Raw genomic sequence first — 20272 nt, forward strand, 5'->3', positions numbered from 1 at the left:
TGTTGACGAAGATGGCAACTGGAGTGTTCCAAACCCAGGCAATCTAGAAGATGGAGACGAAGTTACTGCGGTTGCAACAGACCCAGCAGGCAACACCTCTGATCCAGCAACAGCGATTGTGGACACAACCCCACCTTTAATTGCATTCGATAATGTTGATGATGCGTTTGTTAATGCTCTACCGTTGCAAGTTGGAGATGATGTTTCAGTGGGTAGTCATACTTACTTGTTACTCGCTTCTCTAGCAGGGCTTGATCTACAGCTCGGCTCGGCAGGCATTGGTTTCAACATTGATGAAGGTCATACAGGTGATATGACGTTCAACTACAGTGCACTGATTAGTGCGGATGCGTTGGCTGACTATGTACTTGTTCTTCAAAAATTTGATGAAGAAACAGGACAATGGACTGCAGTGACTGGTCCAGGTCAAGCTGATCTATTGAGCTTGTCATTGTTTGGTGGTACTACAGTAACGGTTGATGGACTTGAAGAAGGTCAATACCGTGCCTTCATGGCCTTTGATGGATTGCTTGGCGTAGGATTGCTAGGTACTTTGTCAGGAACTGCAGATCTTTACGATCAATCACAAATTGGTGGTTATGAAGTTATAGCCGCTGAAGGTAACGTCATTACTGATGCTGGTATTGATGGTGACGTTGATGTTATTACAGACACCACCGTTGTCAGTATGGTAAATGGTGTAGCCGTAGTAGATGGTGGAACAACCATTGATGGAACCTATGGTACCTTGGTGATCAATCCAGATGGCAGTTATACCTACACACCATTTAGTGGTGATGCAGGTTTAGGTCAAGTGGATCCATTTGTTTATACCTTATTTGATCCTGTAACAGGTCAAACTGCAAGTGCAACCCTCTATCTACATATAGATAGTGATGATGTCGATATGACATGGAACCCAGCAGATCCATCTCAACCTGCAACAGTAGATATTGTTGCAACAGATGATCTGAATGTTGCAGAAATCAATCCACAAGCATTGCTTGTCGGTGATGATATTCCATCAGGTAGTCATACTTACTTGTTACTTACTTCTCTAGCTGGTCTAGATTTACAAGTAGGTTCAGCAGGTATCAACTTCAATATTGATGACGGTCATACTGGTGATATGACATTCAACTACAGTGCATTGATTAGTGGAGATTTATTAGCAGACTACGTACTGTGTATTCAGAAGTTTGATGAAGAAACAGGACAATGGACTTCGATCACAGGTTCAGGTGATGCTGATCTGTTGAGTTTGGCACTGTTCGGTGGAACAACGATCACTGTTGATGGACTTGAGGCTGGTCAATACCGCGCCTTCATGGCCTTCGATGGATTGTTTGGCTTAGGTTTAGTAGGCACCTTGTCTGCAACCATGGATCTTTATGATCAATCGCAAGTTGGTGGTTATGAAGTGGTAGCGGCATCAGGTAATGTCATTACTGATGATGGTATTGATGGTAATGCCGATGTTACGACACCATTTACGACTGTTAGCAGTGTCAATGGCGTAGCAGTTGTTGCTGGTGGAACAACCATAGACGGCACTTACGGTACCTTGGTCATTCAACCAAACGGAAGCTACACCTATACACCGTTCAATGATGTAACTGGCTTAGGTCAAGTGGATCAATTCACTTATACCTTATCGGATCCTATTGGTGGAGCTGATGCGGCAAGTGCAACGCTGTACTTCCATATCGATAGTAGTGTTGTAGATATGACTTGGAATCCAGCGGATCCATCAGAACCTGCAACATTCACATTTACTGCAACCGATGATGTCGATACTGCATCACTGTTGATGGTAAATGAAGTGGACAATGACTACTTTAATGCCTCGGCTTCATTGTTAGGTATTTTAGCAACCACACAGACCTATACATCAGGCACATTCACATTAGATTCTAATATGGATGCGAATGGATTGATTACAGTTAACTCTTTGGCAACTGCAGGAAGTGTTAACATTAATTTAAATCTACAGATGAATATAGGTGGTGTTTGGACAACAGTAGCGAATGATAATTACTCTGGAATAATCTCGTTACTTGGTACTTTGGCATCACTAGATCTATCTACTTTAGATTTAGCTGCTGGAACCTACCGTATCCAAACTACGATGCAACAACCATTGTTCGGTGGATTGGCAGCATTAGTTGGTATCAATACTGATGTAAATGTTACTTATCTTGACCAGTTTGTAGTAGCTGACACAATTGTTGCTGAAGGTAATATCTTCGGTAATGATTCAACAGGTTCTACATTCACTCAACTACAAGTAACAGATGCAAATGGCAATGTAATCGATGTTTCATATGGCACTGTGATCGAAGGCCTACATGGTAATCTAGTGATTAGTGCAAATGGTGATTACACTTATACACCAACATCGGGTACTACCGGTGGCAGTGAAAGCTTCAGTTATACCTTGACTCACTTGAATGGTGAAACAGTGACAGCAACATTGAACATCAATGTTGGTTACACGATCCAAGGCAGTACAGGTAATGACATCATTATTGACAGTGCTGGTGATGATCTGATCTATGCAGGAGCAGGAAATGATACGATCAATACTGCAAATGGTGGTTCTGATACCTTAATCTTTGATCTGTTGAATGCTGCAGATGGTACAGGTGGAAATGGAAGTGATACTTGGGAGAATTTCCATGTTGGAGATACTTCTATAGATGGTGAAGCTGATAAGATTGATATCAGTGATCTGTTGATTGGTTACGCTGGTGATGGAAGTGAAGCATCCCTAAGCGCTTATGTGAATGTCACCTTCGATGGTACTGATACGATTATTAGTATAGATCGAGACGGTGGGGCTGGAGTACATAGCTCAACAGAGCTTCTTACATTGAAAAATGTAGATACCTCTTTAGATGAGCTACTACAAAACAATCAGCTTTTGTTCTAATCTAAATTGATCAAAAAAGAGGACCTTCGGGTCCTCTTTTTTTTAATAAAAAAAGTAAACGCATATTTTAAAATCAGTGTTATATGCTATATTTTGAATCAGGATAAATGTTTATAAACAATAAAGTGGAAGATATGACCGTTCAAACTTATAATGAACTACAAGACTTTAAAAAGAATTTAGAGAAGTGGATTGATGAACAAATACAAAGTAATAAAATAAATCAACAAGCCTATTGTATTTTTTTATCTTATGGAGATAGCAACCAAAGGTGTAACGTTTGGAATAATGTAGACACTAATATTAAGTTGGTTGTAAAAAGATTATTGAGCTTTATAGAAAAAATCTTTGAGAAAAATAAGAAACTACTTAAGTTTATAAAAATTGATTTTGCGCATAACGTAGAAAAACAGCCTTGGCCAAGTGTTGTTTATCAAGTCATCAACCAAGAGCATAATAATCATTTTCGTAAAGGTATTAGCTTGGATGAAAACTTCAATATTGCTTTTATGGAACAAGAGATTTATGGTCGGGCAATTATACGAGGATTGCGCTATGATCAAGCCAATTTCTTTGATGAACAAAATCTAAATAATGCGATCAATAAAAAATATCCAAATATTCAGAAAAAAATTACCTTAGATCAACTTCAATTTGTATGGACCTTTGAAACCTACGGTGCTATTTATGAAGCCAATCAATTTGTAGAGTTACAAAGTGGTGACTGTCAGAATGGTGTTAGGGTGTTAACTGAGAATAAAAAAGAGCATTTAACGAGCTTAGTTGAAAACAATGCAAATTTTTTATATCAGCAAATTCAGGAAAGTGGACGTTTTATTTACGGTTATTTCCCTGCTTTTGATCGTGAGTTAAAAAGCTATAATACGGTACGTCATTGTACTTCTGTATATGCTTTGATAGAAAGTTTTGAGGTAAAAGAACAAAAAGAATATTGGGAAAAAATATACAAAGCCATTGAATATGCAATAGATACTTTCTATCGAGAAAAACAAGAAAATGTCGCATTTATGATTGATGGGGAAAAAGACCAAGAAATTAAATTAGGGTCAAATGCAGCTGCAATTTTGATGTTCACGAAATATCAGGAGCTTACCCAAGATGATCGCTATCTAAAATACGCAGAGGCAATTGCCAATGGTATTTTAGCAATGATCGATGCAGAAGGGCAGACCACACATGTATTACATTACCCAAGTTATGAAATAAAAGAAAAATTCCGTATCGTTTATTATGATGGAGAAGCCGCATTAGCATTATTACGTTTATATCAGCTTAATCATGATGAAAAATTATTGGCTACAGTAAAATTAATGTTCGAACATTTTATTGAGAAAAAATATGATAAATACCATGATCATTGGTTGAGTTATTGTACCAATGAATTGACTAAAATATGTCCTGAAGAAAAATACTTTCAATTTGGTTTGAATAATTATTTAAAACATATGAATTTTATTAAAAACAGAAAAACAGTTTATGCAACATTTCTAGAGATGTTAATGTCTGTCTATAAGATGGTCAACCGGTTAAAAGAACAAGGATATAATGATCTATATGACAAAGCTGAATTTGAAAAATTAAAAGAACTGATTGAAATAAGAAGTGAATTTCAGCGCAATGGTTATTTCTATTCTGAAGTTGCAATGTATATGGAACGACCAGATAAAATATTAAATGCATTTTATGTGCGTCACGACCGTTTTAGAACACGTATAGATGATCAAGAACATAATTTATCTGGATATGTTGCCTATGTGAATTATTTTAAAAATGGTGAGTAGCCTCATGATAAATAAATATATAATAGAAAAAATAATACCAGGTACTTGGTATAGAGAACCCCAAGAGAATTGGTGTGTAAGACATATTTCAGAGAATAAATTAAATTGTAAAAAAGATGAAACGCTCTTTATTGCTATGGATAAAGAGACATGGCTAAAAGGAACTGGAAATACTGGTGTTTACGCGAAATGGGTTGATACACATGAGCTAGTTCATACCTTTTCAGATCATGTAAAAGGAGTGATTGCTCAACGTCCTGTTCCCGAGTTACCTGAATATATTCCACAATATATCGTAGAAAATTCATACGATTTTATTAGTGGCTGTGCAGAACATACAAGAAAGAATATAAAAAGTAAAACGATTGCAATTACTGGCACTGTTGGAAAAAGTAGTACCAAGAACTATTTAAATATGTTGTTGCAAGCTTATGGTTCAACTTATGCAACGATTGGAAACCATAACTCAAGAACGGGCGTAAAATTGACGGTATCAAATGCCATGTTTGAGCCAGATTATTTGATTATCGAAACTGCAATGGCATCGTTATGGATGGACAGTGGCAGTATCAGCCGTTTATCACGTCCAAATATTGCGATTATTACAGAAATAGGTGTGGGGCAAAAAGGTTATGATGAAGATAAAACCGCAGAGTTTAAAAGTCGAATTGCTGATGGTTTAAGTGAAAATGGTTTAGTTATTCTAAATCGAGATATAAAGAATTATGCTCAGTTAGTTCAGTATGTTCATCGTTATAGCAAAAATATTTTAAGTTATGGTCAACACGTTGGTGCTGATATTCGTTTAGAACGAGTAGAAGATGGCTTTACAGTTCAAATAAAAGAAAAAAAACACCATGTTCAGATAGATCATTATGTAGATGATGGTACATTAAGTAATATGACAGCATCGTTAGCCACGTTATACGCACTTGATCTTGATTTAAAGAAAGTTTTGAAATTATTCAATAATATAAACAATAAGGACTCAACATTAGCAGTCTCTTATATCAAGGATAAAGATGCTTACTTAATCGATGATACCTATAATGCAGAATATCTTTCGATGCTTAATGCTTTCAAGTTCTGTCACAATAAATTTAAGAATAATAGAAAACTATTAATAGTTGGAGATATTATTAATTTAGCAGATAAGTCCCGAGAGGTTCATGAGAGGTTACTTAGCCCAATACTTGAAAATGAATTCGAACAGATCGCTACTTTTGGTAAGGATACACTTTACTTAAATCAACTTTTACCCAAAGATCGAAATTTGGGGCATTTTACTGATGCAAAGCAATGTGCCAAACTAGTCAGAAGTATTTTGCAAGTCAATGATGTTGTACTTGTTAAAGGCTCAAGACGAAACTCAACCATTGCGACGATTCCTAGTCTGATTGTTGCTCCAGAGCAAGCGAGCACTCAACTAAACAATAATGTTAATCAATATGTGGCTGCAAATTTATCTCATTCGAATTTTTCAGGAGAAATATGGCAGACTAAAACAGAGTATGGGATTGGTTCACTCGTTTTAATTTATTTGGCTTTAAGGAAATATGCCTTAGACGAAGTTCAATTGAATTCGATTTATAAAGTCACTGCAAATGTAAATAGGGAAGCCAAAGGAAACAATGCCTTAGGGTTGTTTTTAGGGGAAAGTTACTATTTCTGCCAAATACTACAATATGCAATTTTAACGCAAAAACCTGATTGCATTTTGGCTCTTGCTGAACATTTATATCAAACAACAGGTGAAGCATTAAAAGAGATAAAGAAAGAAGCGGAAATTTTGGGTATAGATCCAAATAAAATTCTGAATGTGACGGGCCGAAATTTAAGAGATGTTGCTCAAACTAAAACATTTTTAGAAATTTTTAAAGTCAGTAAAAAAATATTTGAGTTACCTGCTCATTTTAGGAATGAATTTTTTGTAGATATTACCTATTTTAAGGGCGCAATTTTACGACCAGTCACAGCCGTTGCTTCTGATGTTAGCTTAGATGGTTTTTTATTTGTAGGTGATCGAAGTAGACGAGTCTATGTGGGCTATAGTCAGCAATCACATAAAAAAATAAGTATTCACTATACAGATGGGGAGAATGCAAAGATTGAGCATGTATTACCGTATTACCAAGCTTTTGATGAATTGCCAGGCCCTAAAAAAATATATGCAAAAAGCCCCTTTGTTAATATCTTAGGTGATACATACTTTGGTGAGTCTTATACTAAAATTAGAAAGAAAAGAGGTGCAATAGATGCATTACAAAAGTATGGTTATACACACTCGTTCGAGAAAATAGCTCCATTCTTTGCTAAAGAAGATATTAATATTGCAAACTTTGAAGCAGTTTTTACAGTTAGTGATACAGAGCAATCACCTTTAGAAAAAATTAAACCTTTTATTTTAGGTGCAGATGCCGAAAAAACCTTAAATGAGTTTTTACATAGAAATATCAATCATGTCGTACTCGCGAATAATCATTTAAAAGATTATGGGAGTGAAAGCCTAGAATTTACTTTAGACCAATTTGACAAGAAGTCGATCGCGTATATAGGTGCTGGGCGTAATCAAAACCAAGCACATGAGTATTTTGAAATTGATTGGAAAGGTAAGAAACTAGCGGTCTTTAATGGTTATTGGCATAGAGATACTGCTTACAACAAATTTGATTTCTATGCTTTAGGACAACGTGATGGTGTAGCTTGTACCAATGGTATTCTTCTCGAACAGATAAAAGCATATAGAACTTGCTTTCCTCAAAACAAAATTATGGTGATTAGTCATTGGGGAGTGGATTTTAAACCGATTCAAGACGAGCAGACTCGAATTGCAAAATTGCTTGTTTCTTGTGGCGCTGATTTGATTGTAGGTCATGGTCCACATACCATTCAACCTATTGAATATATTGATGGAAAACCAATTATTTATAGTATAGGAAATGGAGTATTTAATAGCAATGGAGAGTATGAAAAACATCAAGCAATGCCTTTTGGTTGCATCGTTAGATTAGATATGGATAAACAGTTGGTAAAGCTTTATCCAATTTTTACTAATAATTTAAAGACATTTTGGCAACCTCAACAGGTAAATAAAGATCAATTTATAGAAATAAAAACAAAAATCCTGAAAAATGAAATTGAAGTATCTAATGATGAAGAAGATAAGCTAGGTTATTTTTTTAGTATTACATTCTAATTAAAATTTAATTTTATTAGATAATTGGAGAATAATAATGGAAAAGAAAAAAACTAGTTTATGGGCTGTTATCTGTGGGAATATTCGAGATGAATTAGATTTTAAACTTACATTGACCAAAATAGTTAAACTGAGAAGTGAGTTAAAGGTTGATCATATCGTATTTTCAACATGGAATGGTGAAATAGATAAATATACTGGCTTGAGAGAGCAGTTAAAATCTCTAAAAATCTATGTGTTAGAGGGTGAACCATTGACAAAGGAGATAGAGTCAACACCCAGCAACTCAGTGAATTATTGGAGACAAGCAAGACAGTTGTTAAGTGCGCTTGATATCATTCCTAAAAATGATTTTGTATTACGGCTTAGAACAGATCGTAGTCTTAATTATATTAACTACATGGATAAACAAGATATATTTTCCAATTATAAATACAAAGTTAAAACATTTGGTAATTTCCCTAAAATTCTGAATTATCAAGTAATAGTATTCCGTCCAAGAACGGTTCGTTTATTTCAGATGACAGATTTTGTATTGCTTGGGCAGAATAAAGATTTATATAAACTGATAAATTTTAATTTTTATGATCTTGATATTCAAAAACCTGTAGTCGCAAATATCCAATGGTTTGCTTATCCATTTCTTAAAGAATTTCCTGTTTTAAGAGACTATTTGCGTTTTACTCGATATACACAAATGGTTCCTGTTTTAAGAAACTACGTTGAAAAATATCAGGAAGAATCTATCTTTCCTGAGGTATACTATAAGGTATATGCAATATATTTGCTCGCGTTATATACGCATTTTAAAATTATCAGCCCAGAAAGGTTAAATCAGGATGGAAAAAATGAAGTAGGTTTTCATCATTTTTTTACAAGTAGCAAGAATAGAGGTCTAAAATATCAAAGCTTAGGAACCATTATTTTAGATAGTGAAATCGTTAAGATGGCAGTCAGTGGGAAACTACAGAAAACATTAGCTTATGATAGGTTTATGGACTATGTGGAACGTGCAATACATAATGATGAAGATGACGATATATTTGATTTGAGTCATGATGATTATCGACAGACAGTAGAATTTTTTAACAATAATCATTTTGAATGTGATACTGATGTTGTCTGGTTAAAGAAAATTAATCGACATCCATTAAATATAAATAAATTAAACTTTTATACAGAGGTTGAAAATCAAGTTGACCTAAACTGTCTACCAATTAGCAAAGCTGAATGGGAGAAACTTACATATACAGGTTTAATTGAGCGTGACCTGTACAAGTTTTGGTTGGGTAAAGATAAGGTAGCGTTTGAAATCTCTGAAAAAATGTTATTGCCGATTGCAAGAACTGGTAATGAGTGCGCAATATACGTATTGTTAGACATGTTATACAATAATAATGTGTTATTAATAAATTTTGATGAAATTATTAGGATTGCTATTTTTTATATAAATATTCGGTTAGGTAATAAAAGTATTAGTAGTATCACAATTTGTATTACATTGATATTGATCAAGCTTCATGTGGAGGGTAGAGTCGAGTTAAAGAGATTTAAAGATATTAACGCTATAATTCTTTCAAAATTTATGGATGAAGAAGGTATTGCTGCTTTACTATCAAGTAGCAGTGAAGAGATTATATCTAAAATTATTGATCAAATTAACCTAAACATTCAAGATTATCACTTGAAGAGCCTTCTTCTTTCTATAATTAATAATGAAAAAATAAGTTCTGAATTAATTAATCATTTTCGAGGCGATGAGTTAATAGTAGCAAATAAAAAGTGGTTAACATTATAGTGGAAATGATATGAAAAGATTGGTTTTAGATATCGATGATACAATTTGTACGACATTAAATGGTGATTATAAAAATTCAGTCCCAAATTATGATGTGATTGAAAAGGTTAAGTCATATCATCAACAAGGTTTTGAAATATGTTTTTATACGAGCCGAAACGTAAGGACTTTTCAGAGTAATGTCGGAAAAATAAATGCACATACACTACCTATAATCATTGATTGGTTAAATCAATATAATATTCCGTATGATGAGATTTATATCGGAAAACCTTGGTGTGGTTTTGATGGTTTTTATGTAGATGACAAAGCGATACGGCCTGATGAGTTTGTAAACCTTTCTTATGATGAAATATGTAAGCTTATAAAAAAATAGTGAGATAATTATGATCGTAATTCCTATGGCAGGTTACAGTTCACGTTTTTTTAAAGCTGGTTACACTGTACCCAAATACATGCTTGATCTAGGCTGTGAAAGTGTTTTTGAGTGGTCCTTATCATCATTCAAAGATTACTACAAAAGTGATTTTTTCTTATTTATTATTTTTGATCAATATAATACTTATGATTTTGTAGAAGAAATGCTAAAAAAAATTGGTATTGAAAAATATAAGATAATTACACTGACAGAAAGAACATTAGGCCAAGCTGATACTGTATATCAAGGTATTAAAGAAATAGTTACTGATGATGAAATGTATATTTTTAATATCGACTCTAGATTGAAGACATTTAAAAAAATGGAAGAATTTCCTGAAAAAGATGGCTATTTGGAAGTTTTTATAGGGGATGGTGAGCATTGGTCTTTTGTTCAATCAGGTGAAAATAACCAAGTATTGAAAACTACCGAAAAAATTAGAATATCTAACTTATGTAGCAATGGTTTGTATTACTTTAAATCTATTCAATTATATAAAAAATACTTTAATGAGGAGTTAGAAAAAAAAATTGAAAGTGAGCTATATATAGCTCCAATGTATAATAACTATATAAGAGATGGAAAAAATATTGTTTATAAATTAGTAGAATCATCAGATATTGAATTTTGTGGAACACCACAAGAATACTTGGAAACATTAAATAAAATTTAGAGTAGGTAGTATGATATTAATAGCTTCTGGTGCTTATGTAACTTCAGATTTTCAGGTTGAATTAGGAAAAATTCCGCCTTGTTTGCTACCTGTCGGCAATAAAAAACTAATAGAACTACAAGTGGCTACCTTAAAAAATACTTTTAAAGATGAAGAAATATTTTTAACGTTACCCGAAAGCTATCATCTATCAAGTGCAGAGGTAAGAATCTTATCTTCTTTACATGTAAACCTTGTTTTTATTCCAGATGATTTTAAGCTTACAGAATCAATTTTATATGTGCTAAATACAAATGAATATCTGCATAGAGAAGAAGCCCTTTACTTATTGCATGGAGATACTTATTTTTCTGATTTCAATGGATTTGAAAAAGTAGATATACTTGCAGTTGCCAAGTCTTTTAGTAGCTATAATTGGGAAGTAGTGAGAAGCACCAATCAGCATGCACTTGTTTGGTGTGGTTTTTTCTCATTTTCATCTATAAGTTACTTATTGAAAGCTTTAACGATCAAGAAAAATAGTTTCGTTGACGCAATTAAATTTTATAGTGATCACTATCACTTGGATGAGTTTGAAGTTAAAAACTGGTTCGATTTTGGTCATGCAAATACCTATTTCTTTTCTCGTGCGAATATCACTACAGAACGTGCATTTAATAATCTTAATATTTCAAATGGTGTAGTGAAAAAACAAGGAAAACCCAATGTAAAGATTGACGCTGAGGCTTTGTGGTATATAAATGTACCGACTAGATTGAAAAAATATATACCCGTACTTTTAGACTACCAAAAAGATAAAACAAATAGCTACTATTGCTTAGAATATCTACCTTATATTCCATTAAATGAATTGTTTGTACATGGGAAAAATGAAACATTACAATGGAATAAAATACTTGATAAAATATTTTCATATATGTCTACCTCTATGTTATCCAAAGAGGATGTAATTGATATTGAGTTCACTTCTCAAAATATTAGAAATTTATATATGGATAAGTCGAGATCTAGATTTAAACAATATTTAGATGATCAAGGTATTCTAGAAGATAAAGTTGTAGTTTATAAAGATAAAAAACTACCAAAACTATCTCAATTATTAGAGGATTGCATAGAGAAAGTAGAAAAAGTTAAGGTTATCTATGGCGTTATGCATGGTGATCTTTGTTTTAGCAATATTCTATTTGATTCTAGAGGAGATCGTATCAAAGTCATTGATCCAAGAGGCTTAAATTTTAAAAATGAGTTTTCATTATTTGGTGATATTAAATATGATCTTGCAAAAGTAACACATTCTATCGTTGGGATGTATGATTTCATTATTTCTGGATACTATAAATTAGAAGAGACTGCAAATGGATCAATTCAGATTGTTTTTGACATAGATGAGCGAACAAAAAAAATATCCCACCAATTTATTGAGGATTTTGAGGTTGATGGGGTAAATGTTAAAGAGATCATACCTTTAGTTATCTTATTATTTTTATCGATGCTTCCTTTACATTCGGATAGACCTGATAGACAAAAAGCAATGTTCTATAATGCATTAAGGTTGTATTATGAATACATAGTTTAAATTATTATTTAACAAACTTAGCTAAATGAATTGTATAAGTATCATCAGAGATATAAAAAAGTAATTTTAATCAATAGCTAATGAGGTATACGGTGATGAAAAGTAAATTTTATTGTGTACTTCTCTTAAGTGTTGCTAATGTTTCATGTGTTGCATCTAGTAAAAAATATGAGACTTTTGATATACATTTCGTTGTGATTACGCCAAATCCCTTAGCCCATTCCACTGTAAAACTAGCGCAGTTAAAAAATGAAGTAGATATTCTCAATACTTATTTCGTAAAGGAAGATCGTTCTCCTATTATTAAATTTAACTTTAAAAGTGCATCCTTTTATAATGAGATCCAAAACTCATCTTGTTCTTTTGTTGCATTGAATAATGGTAATCGTGTTTATAATGCTGATATTTGGGCAAGACATTTTAATCTATGTAATGATCCAAAAGTTAGAGATCCACACGCTATAAACTTCTATGTTTTCGATAGTTATACGCTAAAACAAGGTTTTAAAAACCGGGATGGACATGGTAAAAGAAATGGAAATCGACCGTTTTTACTTTTGGATTGGGAAAGATTGAATCATAACGTACAAGCCCCAGAAGAACATGAGATGGGACATGCATTTGGCCTAAATCACGTATGTGCTTTAGGTGCAAAACCTGACTCTTCAACTAATATTATGGCTTCATCATGTAAGGGTGGTTCCACTGGGAAGAGAGATATTGGTTTCAATGACGAGCAAGTGAAGAAAATCATGCATTATGTTCCTTTGATTAAGGAAAAACTAGCAGTGAAAAAGTAGCTTTTGTTCTACTTTGCCCTTTGATAATATTCCAAAATTGTCGAGACTTGCTCACGATTAAATCCAATATTACGCTGTCCACCGCTACCAAGTTTACAGTCAGCACTGGTCATGATATTTGTAGAATCTTTTAGCTTGGCACCTGGTGCACAAACATGTCTTAAACCAAAAGCATGCCCCATTTCATGAGGAGTGGCCGCTTGAATTCGATAATTTAATCTTTGCCAGTCAATTAAAATAAAAGGTTGTCCTCCATTACGAAATCCCCAGCTTGTCACATCCCTATATTTAAATTTTTCGTTATATGAATCATAAATAATGAAAAGAACTTCTTTTTCTTTTCGGTGTGGAAAACACCGTTTCACCGCATCAGGGATGTTTTCTGTTACTAGAGATCTAGGTTGGTTTAGCTGATAGGCAAGATCACATTTACGTTGGCTGAAGTTTTGATATGAATAATATCGATATGGTTTAAATCTAAATATTTTTTGATTGTTTTCATCTACAAAATATTGATTTAATATATTTATTTCTCTCAGCATTTGATTTTTATTATCAAACTCTTTTGCTTTAGGAGTATTGGTTGTATAGACGAAACTTACATAGACGACAGGTAAAGTCTGGTCTTCCTCTTTTAGAACTTTTGAAGGATATGATTCTAATGCTATATATTTTTTGTCTGGTGTACTGCACGCAACACAAATAAAACTCAAAAGGATGAACGTTGTAATTTTTTTATATGACATAATTTGATTCTCTTGCGCAGTTAAGTTTTATATAGATCGCGAGTATTGTTGTGTGATTTTTGACTCATAATAGCAATTTTTTGAGGTTTTTTCACGTTGAATGACCATGAATTACATCGACAGATTTTAGAAGTTATTGCACTGATTCCCAATGGCAAAGTTGCAAGTTATGGGCAAATTGCAAAATTGGCGGGTCTGCCTAAACATGCGCGATTAGTGGGTTACGTTTTAAAGCATTTAGATAAAGACAGCAAGATTCCTTGGCATCGAGTCATTAACGCGCAAGGGAAAATCAGTGTGTTACGAATAAACGATAAAGGTGAAAATATTCAACAAAGCTTGTTGGAGCAGGAGGGGGTATATTTTCTGAATGGCAAAGTGAATTTGAAGGTTTATGGTTGGACTATTTGATAAAAAATAAAGCTAAAACACCACCAATATATTGAATCTAAATTACGTTTTAAATACAATCAGCATACATAATGTTACGTATGTTTTTTGGTATTGAAATGAAAAAATTATCTATTGTTTTTGGGGTTGTTGCGCTTAGTTTATCGGGCTGTGCAAGTATCATGTCTGGCAGAACTCAAACCATGACCTTTGAAAGTACACCAGAACTTAGCGATATTACAATTTTTAATAAAGCTGGAAAAAAGGTACATGTGGGTCAAGCACCGGTTACGGTAAACCTAAAGCGCAGTGCGGGCTTCTTTGTTCCTGAGCGTTATACGGTTGTATTTGAAAAAGAAGGATATGAGAAAAAAACAATTAATGTTTCCTCTCATGTAAATGGCTGGTATGTGGGGAATATTCTACTTGGCGGTTTGATTGGCTTATTAATCGTTGATCCTGCAACAGGTGCGATGTATAGCTTGAGTGCCAAAGAGACAAATATTGTGCTAAATGCCTTGAATAAAGGCGATATAAACGTCGATGCTCAATCATTAACAATTGTTTCGACGACCGAGCTACCAAAAGATGTTTTAGATAAAGCAAAACCGATCCCGATGAATTAAGTTTGTTGGTCTATCAGTGTAAAAAAGCATGGTAAATATAATTACCATGCTTTTTTATTGGCTGAACCGTTGTTACTTTTATTCAGTTAAATGTGGAAGAAAAGCAGGGTGTTGGTGTTTTATAGATTTAACGGATGATGAGCACTGGAATATGGCTTTCGGCTAAAACTTTTTGAGCAACACTGCCCAAAACAAATTGTTTAAAACCTGTCCGTCCGTGTGAACCCATAATAATGAGGTCTGTGCCTAGATTTTGTGCAGCACCAATAATTTCTTGGTGAACAGAAAGACCTTCCAATATTCGGGTGCTCACTGTAACGCCTAATGCTTCAAATTTCTCTTCAGCTTTCGTCAGATTGTCTTGCACATAGCCTTTAACGCGTTCAATCAATTCATTGCTTTGACCAAAACGTAGGTAGGTATCGGCTAAATATGGATCTAGTGTCACGACGCCAACGACTGTAATTTGGCTGTCTAATGCTTTGGCCAGTTGAGCAGCTTCCCGAATGACATTGCTTGCAGTTTCTGAGTCATCGATAGCGACTAAAATGTTTTGATAGGTCATGTTTATTACTCCTTGTATTTACGATGTTCTATTGAATTAGCTTATAAAATTTTGTTTAAAATATGCTTTATAGTTTCTATATTAAACCTGTTATTTATAAAATAAAACCTAGTATTTTTATAGGGATAGTTGTTGTTTATGCGCTTATCGTGAAGCAATGATACAGTTGAAAATAAATGAAAATTCTTTCAAAAATTAGAGTGATTGTATATCAATGGCTTAGGGTGATAATTGATCAATTTTCTTTAAGATAATCGGCCAATTGATCAATATCGTTTGTTTGTAACAGGTCGCGTATTTTTAAGATTTTCTTTTCATCTAAGGTATAAAGCTTCAAGGCCAATAGCTTTTCTATCTGCTCTGGAGGAAATCGATATTTAATTACTTTTGCAGGTACACCACCGATAATCGCATAAGCGGGCACATCTTGCGTTACCACAGCTCCCGTCGCCACCACAGCACCTTCACCGAGTTTAACCCCTTGCATAATCATGGCACGACTGCCAATCCAGCAGCCATCTGCAATAATCGTATCGCCAGCAGGTAGAAAGCTACGGGTATCAAACGGGAAAGTCGAGATCCAATCGGGACGATGTAATTGGTTACCACCCATCATAATCACGCACTCTGCACCAAAGCAGACGAAATTACCGATATAAAGCTGATCAATAGGCTTTTCTTGTGTTGATGGTTTGTCGTGTAAATAACGTACCACACAACGTTCAAAACCTTGATCCCAATAGGCAGAATAATAACTATAATTGCCTTTAATATGAATATTTGGATTTTTAACTGTCTTGGAAATAAACTCGAACTCACACCAATGTTTTAACGGCGTATTGATTAGTGTAGTGTCCATGTTGACTCCAAAAGCATTATAAATCTTGCTGAATAAAAACCCCTCTAAAGAGGGGTTAAGTTAATATGAAATATTAAAGATATTCCACACTCACGATTTCGTATTCAACTTCACCTTGTGGTGTTTGGATTTTGGCTTCATCGCCTTCGCTTTTACCAAGTAGACCACGGGCAATAGGTGAGTTCACTGAGATTTTATTAATTTTAAAATCTGCTTCATCATCACCGACGATTTTATAAGTCTTACGTTCTTCGGTATCAAGGTTTTCAATGGTTACCGTTACACCAAATACTACACGACCATTTTGTTCGAGTGTTTTGACATCAATTTCTTGTACTGCACCGAGTTTACCTTCGATATCCTGAATACGGCCTTCACAAAAACCTTGCTGTTCACGCGCAGCATGATATTCAGCATTTTCTTTTAAGTCACCATGTTCACGAGCTTCCGCAATCGCTTGAATGATACGTGGTCGATCAACCATTTTTAACTTTTGTAATTCTTTCTCTAAGGCAACTTTGCCTTCGGGAGTCATCGGATAACGTTGCATTCTAGTCCCCTCTAAATGGGTTGGGAAAATACAGGATTAAAAAAAGAAAAAGCCCGCCACCAATAAGGTGGCGGGACTTATCGGTAAATAATTAACCTACAGTTTGTAAATCTTGCAAGCGGTATACATCCATTGGCAATTTCACAGCAAATGCTTGGCAAACTGCTTCTGCACCATTGATCGTCGTGGTGTAATACACCTTGCCTTGTAGGGCTGCACGGCGAATCATGGCAGAATCATATTGAGCTTGTTTGCCTTCAGTTGTGTTGACAATAAGATGAATTTCACCATTTTTCAAGCGATCAACAATATGAGGGCGGCCTTCAGTTACTTTATTGACCGCTTCACACGCTAATCCAGCCTCTTTAAGGACTTGGTAAGTACCATTGGTTGCAATGAGTTTGAAACCATAAGCGATTAACTGTTTAGCGATATTGGCAATGTATTTCTTGTCTGATTCACGAACAGATAAGAAAGCATGTTTCACTTCGCCTTCAGTTGGTAAGCCCGGTAAACGTTCATTTGAACCGAGTACCGCTTTATAGAATGCTTCACCAAAAGTTTGACCAACACCCATCACTTCACCTGTAGACTTCATCTCAGGACCAAGCATTGGATCAACACCTTGGAACTTAGCGAATGGGAATACAGCTTCCTTCACAGCAAAGTGTGTTGGAATAATTTCTTTAGTGAAACCTTGTGATTCAAGTGATTGACCTGCCATACAGCGTGCAGCCACTTTTGCTAACGATTCACCAATACATTTAGAAACGAATGGAACTGTACGTGATGCACGTGGGTTCACTTCAAGGATATAAATGTCATTGCCTTTAACCGCAAACTGGACGTTCATTAAACCGATTACGCCAAGTTCTTTTGCCATTGCAACAGTTTGACGACGCATTTCATCCTGAACTTCTGGTGAAAGCGAGTACGGCGGAATTGAACATGCAGAGTCACCTGAGTGAATACCTGCTTGTTCGATATGCTGCATGATGCCGCCAATTACAACGTCTTTACCGTCAGATACACAATCAACGTCAACTTCAGTTGCATCATCTAGGAAACGGTCAAGGAGGACAGGGGCTTCATTCGACGCTTGAACTGCTTCACGAAGGTAGCGTTTAAGTTCATCTTCGTTATAGACGATTTCCATTGCACGACCACCCAATACATAGGATGGGCGAACGACCAATGGATAGCCGACTTTAGCCGCTTCAGAAATACCTTCTTCAGCCGATTTAACAATACTGTTGTTTGGTTGACGAAGCTGTAAACGTTGAATCATTTGCTGGAAACGTTCGCGGTCTTCTGCGCGGTCAATCGCATCTGGTGACGTACCAATAATTGGTGTACCTGCTTCTTCTAAAGCACGTGCCAATTTTAATGGTGTCTGACCACCGTACTGTACGATCACGCCTTTAGGCTTCTCTATACGAACGATTTCGAGTACATCTTCAAGTGTTACTGGCTCGAAGTATAAACGGTCAGATGTGTCATAGTCAGTCGAAACCGTTTCAGGGTTACAGTTGACCATAATTGTTTCATAACCATCTTCACGCATTGCAAGAGCAGCATGTACACAGCAATAGTCAAACTCGATACCTTGACCAATACGGTTCGGACCGCCACCAATCACCATGATCTTGTCACGATTTGATGGATTGGCTTCACATTCTTCATCATAAGTTGAGTACATGTAAGCTGTGTCAGATTCAAACTCAGCAGCACAAGTATCAACACGTTTGTAAACTGGATATACACCCAAGTTCCAACGTTGTTTACGGAATTGCTTTTGTGAAATACCCATCAAGTCCGCAATACGAAGGTCTGATAAACCTTTGCGTTTGAATGAACGGATATTGTCAGCGTTTAAGTCACCAAAACCTAAAGTCTTTACTTGGGCTTCAGCTTTAACGATATCTTCGATTTGGATCAAGAACCAACGGTCAATCTTAGTTGCTTCAAATACATCATCAAGTGAGAAACCATGACGGAATGCATCAGCAACGTACCAAATTCGCTCAGGACCTGGAACTTTAAGTTCTTTTAGAATAACGTCTTTTGCATTGGCAGCACCGACTTCGATTTTTTCATCAAAGCCGCTTACGCCCACTTCAAGACCACGAAGTGCTTTTTGTACAGATTCTTGGAAGTTACGACCAATCGCCATGACTTCGCCCACAGATTTCATCTGAGTTGTTAATACAGGCTCAGCTTGTGGGAATTTTTCGAAGTTAAAACGAGGGATCTTAGTAACAACGTAGTCAATTGCTGGTTCAAAGCTTGCAGGAGTGATACCACCCGTGATGTCATTTTTCAATTCATCTAGTGTATAACCGACTGCTAGTTTTGCAGCAATCTTCGCAATAGGGAAACCTGTTGCTTTCGAAGCCAATGCAGATGAACGAGAAACACGCGGGTTCATCTCGATCACGACCATACGACCATCGACTGGATTAATACCAAACTGAACGTTTGAACCACCCGTTTCTACACCGATTTCACGAAGAACAGCAACCGATGCATTACGCATGATTTGATATTCTTTATCTGTTAGTGTTTGAGCAGGGGCAACGGTAATTGAGTCACCAGTGTGTACGCCCATTGGGTCAAAGTTTTCGATCGCACATACGATAATACAGTTGTCGTTTTTGTCACGAACAACTTCCATTTCGTATTCTTTCCAACCAATTAAAGATTCATCGATCAATAATTGTTTGGTCGGAGAAAGATCGAAACCACGTTCACAGATTTCAATAAATTCTTCTTTGTTATATGCAATACCGCCACCAGAGCCACCCATCGTAAATGATGGACGAATGATCACTGGGAAACCGAATCGTGATTGAATTTCCAGTGCATGTTCCATGCTTTCAGCAACATCAGCACGAGGACATTCCAATCCGATTTTACGCATTGCGATGTCAAACAGTTTACGGTCTTCGGCTTTCTCAATCGCTTCTTTCGATGCGCCGATGAGTTCAACATTATATTTTTCTAGAACGCCATGTTCATCTAGTGCAAGCGCACAGTTCAATGCTGTTTGACCACCCATTGTTGGGAGGACTGCATCAGGGCGTTCTTTTTCAATGATTTGTGCAACAGTTTGCCAAGTGATTGGCTCAATATACGTTGCATCTGCCATTGAAGGGTCGGTCATGATGGTCGCTGGATTCGAGTTGACCAAAATAACGCGGAAACCTTCTTCACGAAGGGCTTTACATGCTTGTGCACCAGAGTAGTCAAACTCACATGCTTGACCAATGACAATTGGACCTGCACCAATAATTAAGATGCTTTTAATATCCGTACGTTTAGGCATAATTTACTCGCTCTTG

General features: G+C 35.5%; 15 protein-coding genes. 10 read left to right on the forward strand and 5 right to left on the reverse strand.

Going from position 1 to position 20272, the window contains the following annotated elements; all coding sequences use genetic code 11:
* From MMO38_RS15020 to MMO38_RS15055, 8 genes are all read left to right on the forward strand, one after another.
* Positions 1 to 2932 (forward strand): BapA/Bap/LapF family large adhesin (locus MMO38_RS15020; RefSeq protein ID WP_241324045.1); only part of this gene is annotated, 2932 nt, incomplete at its 5' end.
* Positions 2933 to 3066: 134 nt separating this feature from the next.
* Entirely contained in the window at positions 3067 to 4734 is a 1668-nt protein-coding gene (locus MMO38_RS15025; protein WP_241324046.1) for a poly alpha-glucosyltransferase, read from the forward strand.
* Positions 4735 to 4738: 4 nt separating this feature from the next.
* Entirely contained in the window at positions 4739 to 7930 is a 3192-nt protein-coding gene (locus tag MMO38_RS15030; RefSeq protein ID WP_241324047.1) for a CapA family protein, read from the forward strand.
* Between the two features lie 37 nt (positions 7931 to 7967).
* Positions 7968 to 9728, forward strand: coding sequence for a WavE lipopolysaccharide synthesis family protein (locus tag MMO38_RS15035; RefSeq protein WP_241324048.1), 1761 nt, complete (start codon positions 7968 to 7970; stop codon positions 9726 to 9728).
* Between the two features lie 10 nt (positions 9729 to 9738).
* Positions 9739 to 10104 (forward strand): capsular biosynthesis protein, encoded by a 366-nt coding sequence (locus MMO38_RS15040; RefSeq protein ID WP_241324049.1) that lies wholly within the window; start codon positions 9739 to 9741, stop codon positions 10102 to 10104.
* 10 nt (positions 10105 to 10114) lie between these two features.
* Complete coding sequence (locus tag MMO38_RS15045; RefSeq protein WP_241324050.1) at positions 10115 to 10819, forward strand: capsular biosynthesis protein; 705 nt, start codon at positions 10115 to 10117, stop codon at positions 10817 to 10819.
* 10 nt (positions 10820 to 10829) lie between these two features.
* On the forward strand, positions 10830 to 12395 hold the full coding sequence (locus MMO38_RS15050) for a phosphotransferase (protein ID WP_241324051.1): 1566 nt from the start codon (positions 10830 to 10832) through the stop codon (positions 12393 to 12395).
* A gap of 95 nt (positions 12396 to 12490) precedes the next feature.
* Positions 12491 to 13195 carry a zinc-dependent metalloprotease gene (locus MMO38_RS15055; RefSeq protein ID WP_241324052.1) on the forward strand — a complete coding sequence of 235 codons (705 nt, stop codon included), beginning with the start codon at positions 12491 to 12493 and terminating at the stop codon, positions 13193 to 13195.
* 8 nt (positions 13196 to 13203) lie between these two features.
* On the opposite strand, the gene MMO38_RS15060 is transcribed toward MMO38_RS15055, so the two are convergent.
* On the reverse strand, positions 13204 to 13941 hold the full coding sequence (locus tag MMO38_RS15060) for a metalloprotease (RefSeq protein ID WP_241324053.1): 738 nt from the start codon (positions 13939 to 13941) through the stop codon (positions 13204 to 13206).
* A gap of 96 nt (positions 13942 to 14037) precedes the next feature.
* Between MMO38_RS15060 and MMO38_RS15065 the strand changes: the two genes are divergently transcribed.
* Positions 14038 to 14352: an MGMT family protein gene (locus MMO38_RS15065; protein WP_241324054.1), complete on the forward strand. Its 315-nt coding sequence runs from the start codon at positions 14038 to 14040 to the stop codon at positions 14350 to 14352.
* A gap of 98 nt (positions 14353 to 14450) precedes the next feature.
* The gene (locus MMO38_RS15070) at positions 14451 to 14957 is read left to right on the forward strand and encodes a hypothetical protein (protein ID WP_241324055.1); all 507 of its coding nucleotides are present in this window, start codon (positions 14451 to 14453) and stop codon (positions 14955 to 14957) included.
* Positions 14958 to 15084: 127 nt separating this feature from the next.
* Here the strand turns inward: MMO38_RS15070 and MMO38_RS15075 are convergent, their stop codons facing one another.
* From MMO38_RS15075 to carB, 4 genes are all read right to left on the reverse strand, one after another.
* The gene (locus MMO38_RS15075) at positions 15085 to 15522 is read right to left on the reverse strand and encodes a universal stress protein (RefSeq protein ID WP_004669163.1); all 438 of its coding nucleotides are present in this window, start codon (positions 15520 to 15522) and stop codon (positions 15085 to 15087) included.
* 235 nt (positions 15523 to 15757) lie between these two features.
* Positions 15758 to 16381 carry a CatB-related O-acetyltransferase gene (locus tag MMO38_RS15080; protein WP_005195596.1) on the reverse strand — a complete coding sequence of 208 codons (624 nt, stop codon included), beginning with the start codon at positions 16379 to 16381 and terminating at the stop codon, positions 15758 to 15760.
* 73 nt (positions 16382 to 16454) lie between these two features.
* A complete protein-coding gene (gene greA, locus MMO38_RS15085; RefSeq protein ID WP_004669155.1) occupies positions 16455 to 16931 on the reverse strand; it encodes a transcription elongation factor GreA in 477 nt (158 codons plus the stop codon).
* 91 nt (positions 16932 to 17022) lie between these two features.
* Positions 17023 to 20256, reverse strand: coding sequence for a carbamoyl-phosphate synthase large subunit (carB, locus tag MMO38_RS15090; protein ID WP_005195606.1), 3234 nt, complete (start codon positions 20254 to 20256; stop codon positions 17023 to 17025).
* Positions 20257 to 20272: the final 16 nt, after the last annotated feature.

The organism is Acinetobacter sp. NIPH 1852 (assembly GCF_022549455.1).
Taxonomy (GTDB): Bacteria; Pseudomonadota; Gammaproteobacteria; order Pseudomonadales; family Moraxellaceae; genus Acinetobacter.

What these genes read in the sequence shown, in the direction of transcription:
- MMO38_RS15080 (WP_005195596.1), bottom strand. Translation starts at nt 16,381, where the DNA reads ATGGACACTACACTAATCAATACGCCGTTAAAACATTGGTGTGAGTTC.
- MMO38_RS15075 (WP_004669163.1), bottom strand. Translation starts at nt 15,522, where the DNA reads ATGACCTATCAAAACATTTTAGTCGCTATCGATGACTCAGAAACTGCA.
- MMO38_RS15025 (WP_241324046.1), top strand. Translation starts at nt 3,067, where the DNA reads ATGACCGTTCAAACTTATAATGAACTACAAGACTTTAAAAAGAATTTA.
- carB (WP_005195606.1), bottom strand. Translation starts at nt 20,256, where the DNA reads ATGCCTAAACGTACGGATATTAAAAGCATCTTAATTATTGGTGCAGGT.
- MMO38_RS15060 (WP_241324053.1), bottom strand. Translation starts at nt 13,941, where the DNA reads ATGTCATATAAAAAAATTACAACGTTCATCCTTTTGAGTTTTATTTGT.
- MMO38_RS15050 (WP_241324051.1), top strand. Translation starts at nt 10,830, where the DNA reads ATGATATTAATAGCTTCTGGTGCTTATGTAACTTCAGATTTTCAGGTT.
- MMO38_RS15045 (WP_241324050.1), top strand. Translation starts at nt 10,115, where the DNA reads ATGATCGTAATTCCTATGGCAGGTTACAGTTCACGTTTTTTTAAAGCT.
- MMO38_RS15055 (WP_241324052.1), top strand. Translation starts at nt 12,491, where the DNA reads ATGAAAAGTAAATTTTATTGTGTACTTCTCTTAAGTGTTGCTAATGTT.
- MMO38_RS15040 (WP_241324049.1), top strand. Translation starts at nt 9,739, where the DNA reads ATGAAAAGATTGGTTTTAGATATCGATGATACAATTTGTACGACATTA.
- MMO38_RS15070 (WP_241324055.1), top strand. Translation starts at nt 14,451, where the DNA reads ATGAAAAAATTATCTATTGTTTTTGGGGTTGTTGCGCTTAGTTTATCG.
- MMO38_RS15035 (WP_241324048.1), top strand. Translation starts at nt 7,968, where the DNA reads ATGGAAAAGAAAAAAACTAGTTTATGGGCTGTTATCTGTGGGAATATT.
- MMO38_RS15030 (WP_241324047.1), top strand. Translation starts at nt 4,739, where the DNA reads ATGATAAATAAATATATAATAGAAAAAATAATACCAGGTACTTGGTAT.
- greA (WP_004669155.1), bottom strand. Translation starts at nt 16,931, where the DNA reads ATGCAACGTTATCCGATGACTCCCGAAGGCAAAGTTGCCTTAGAGAAA.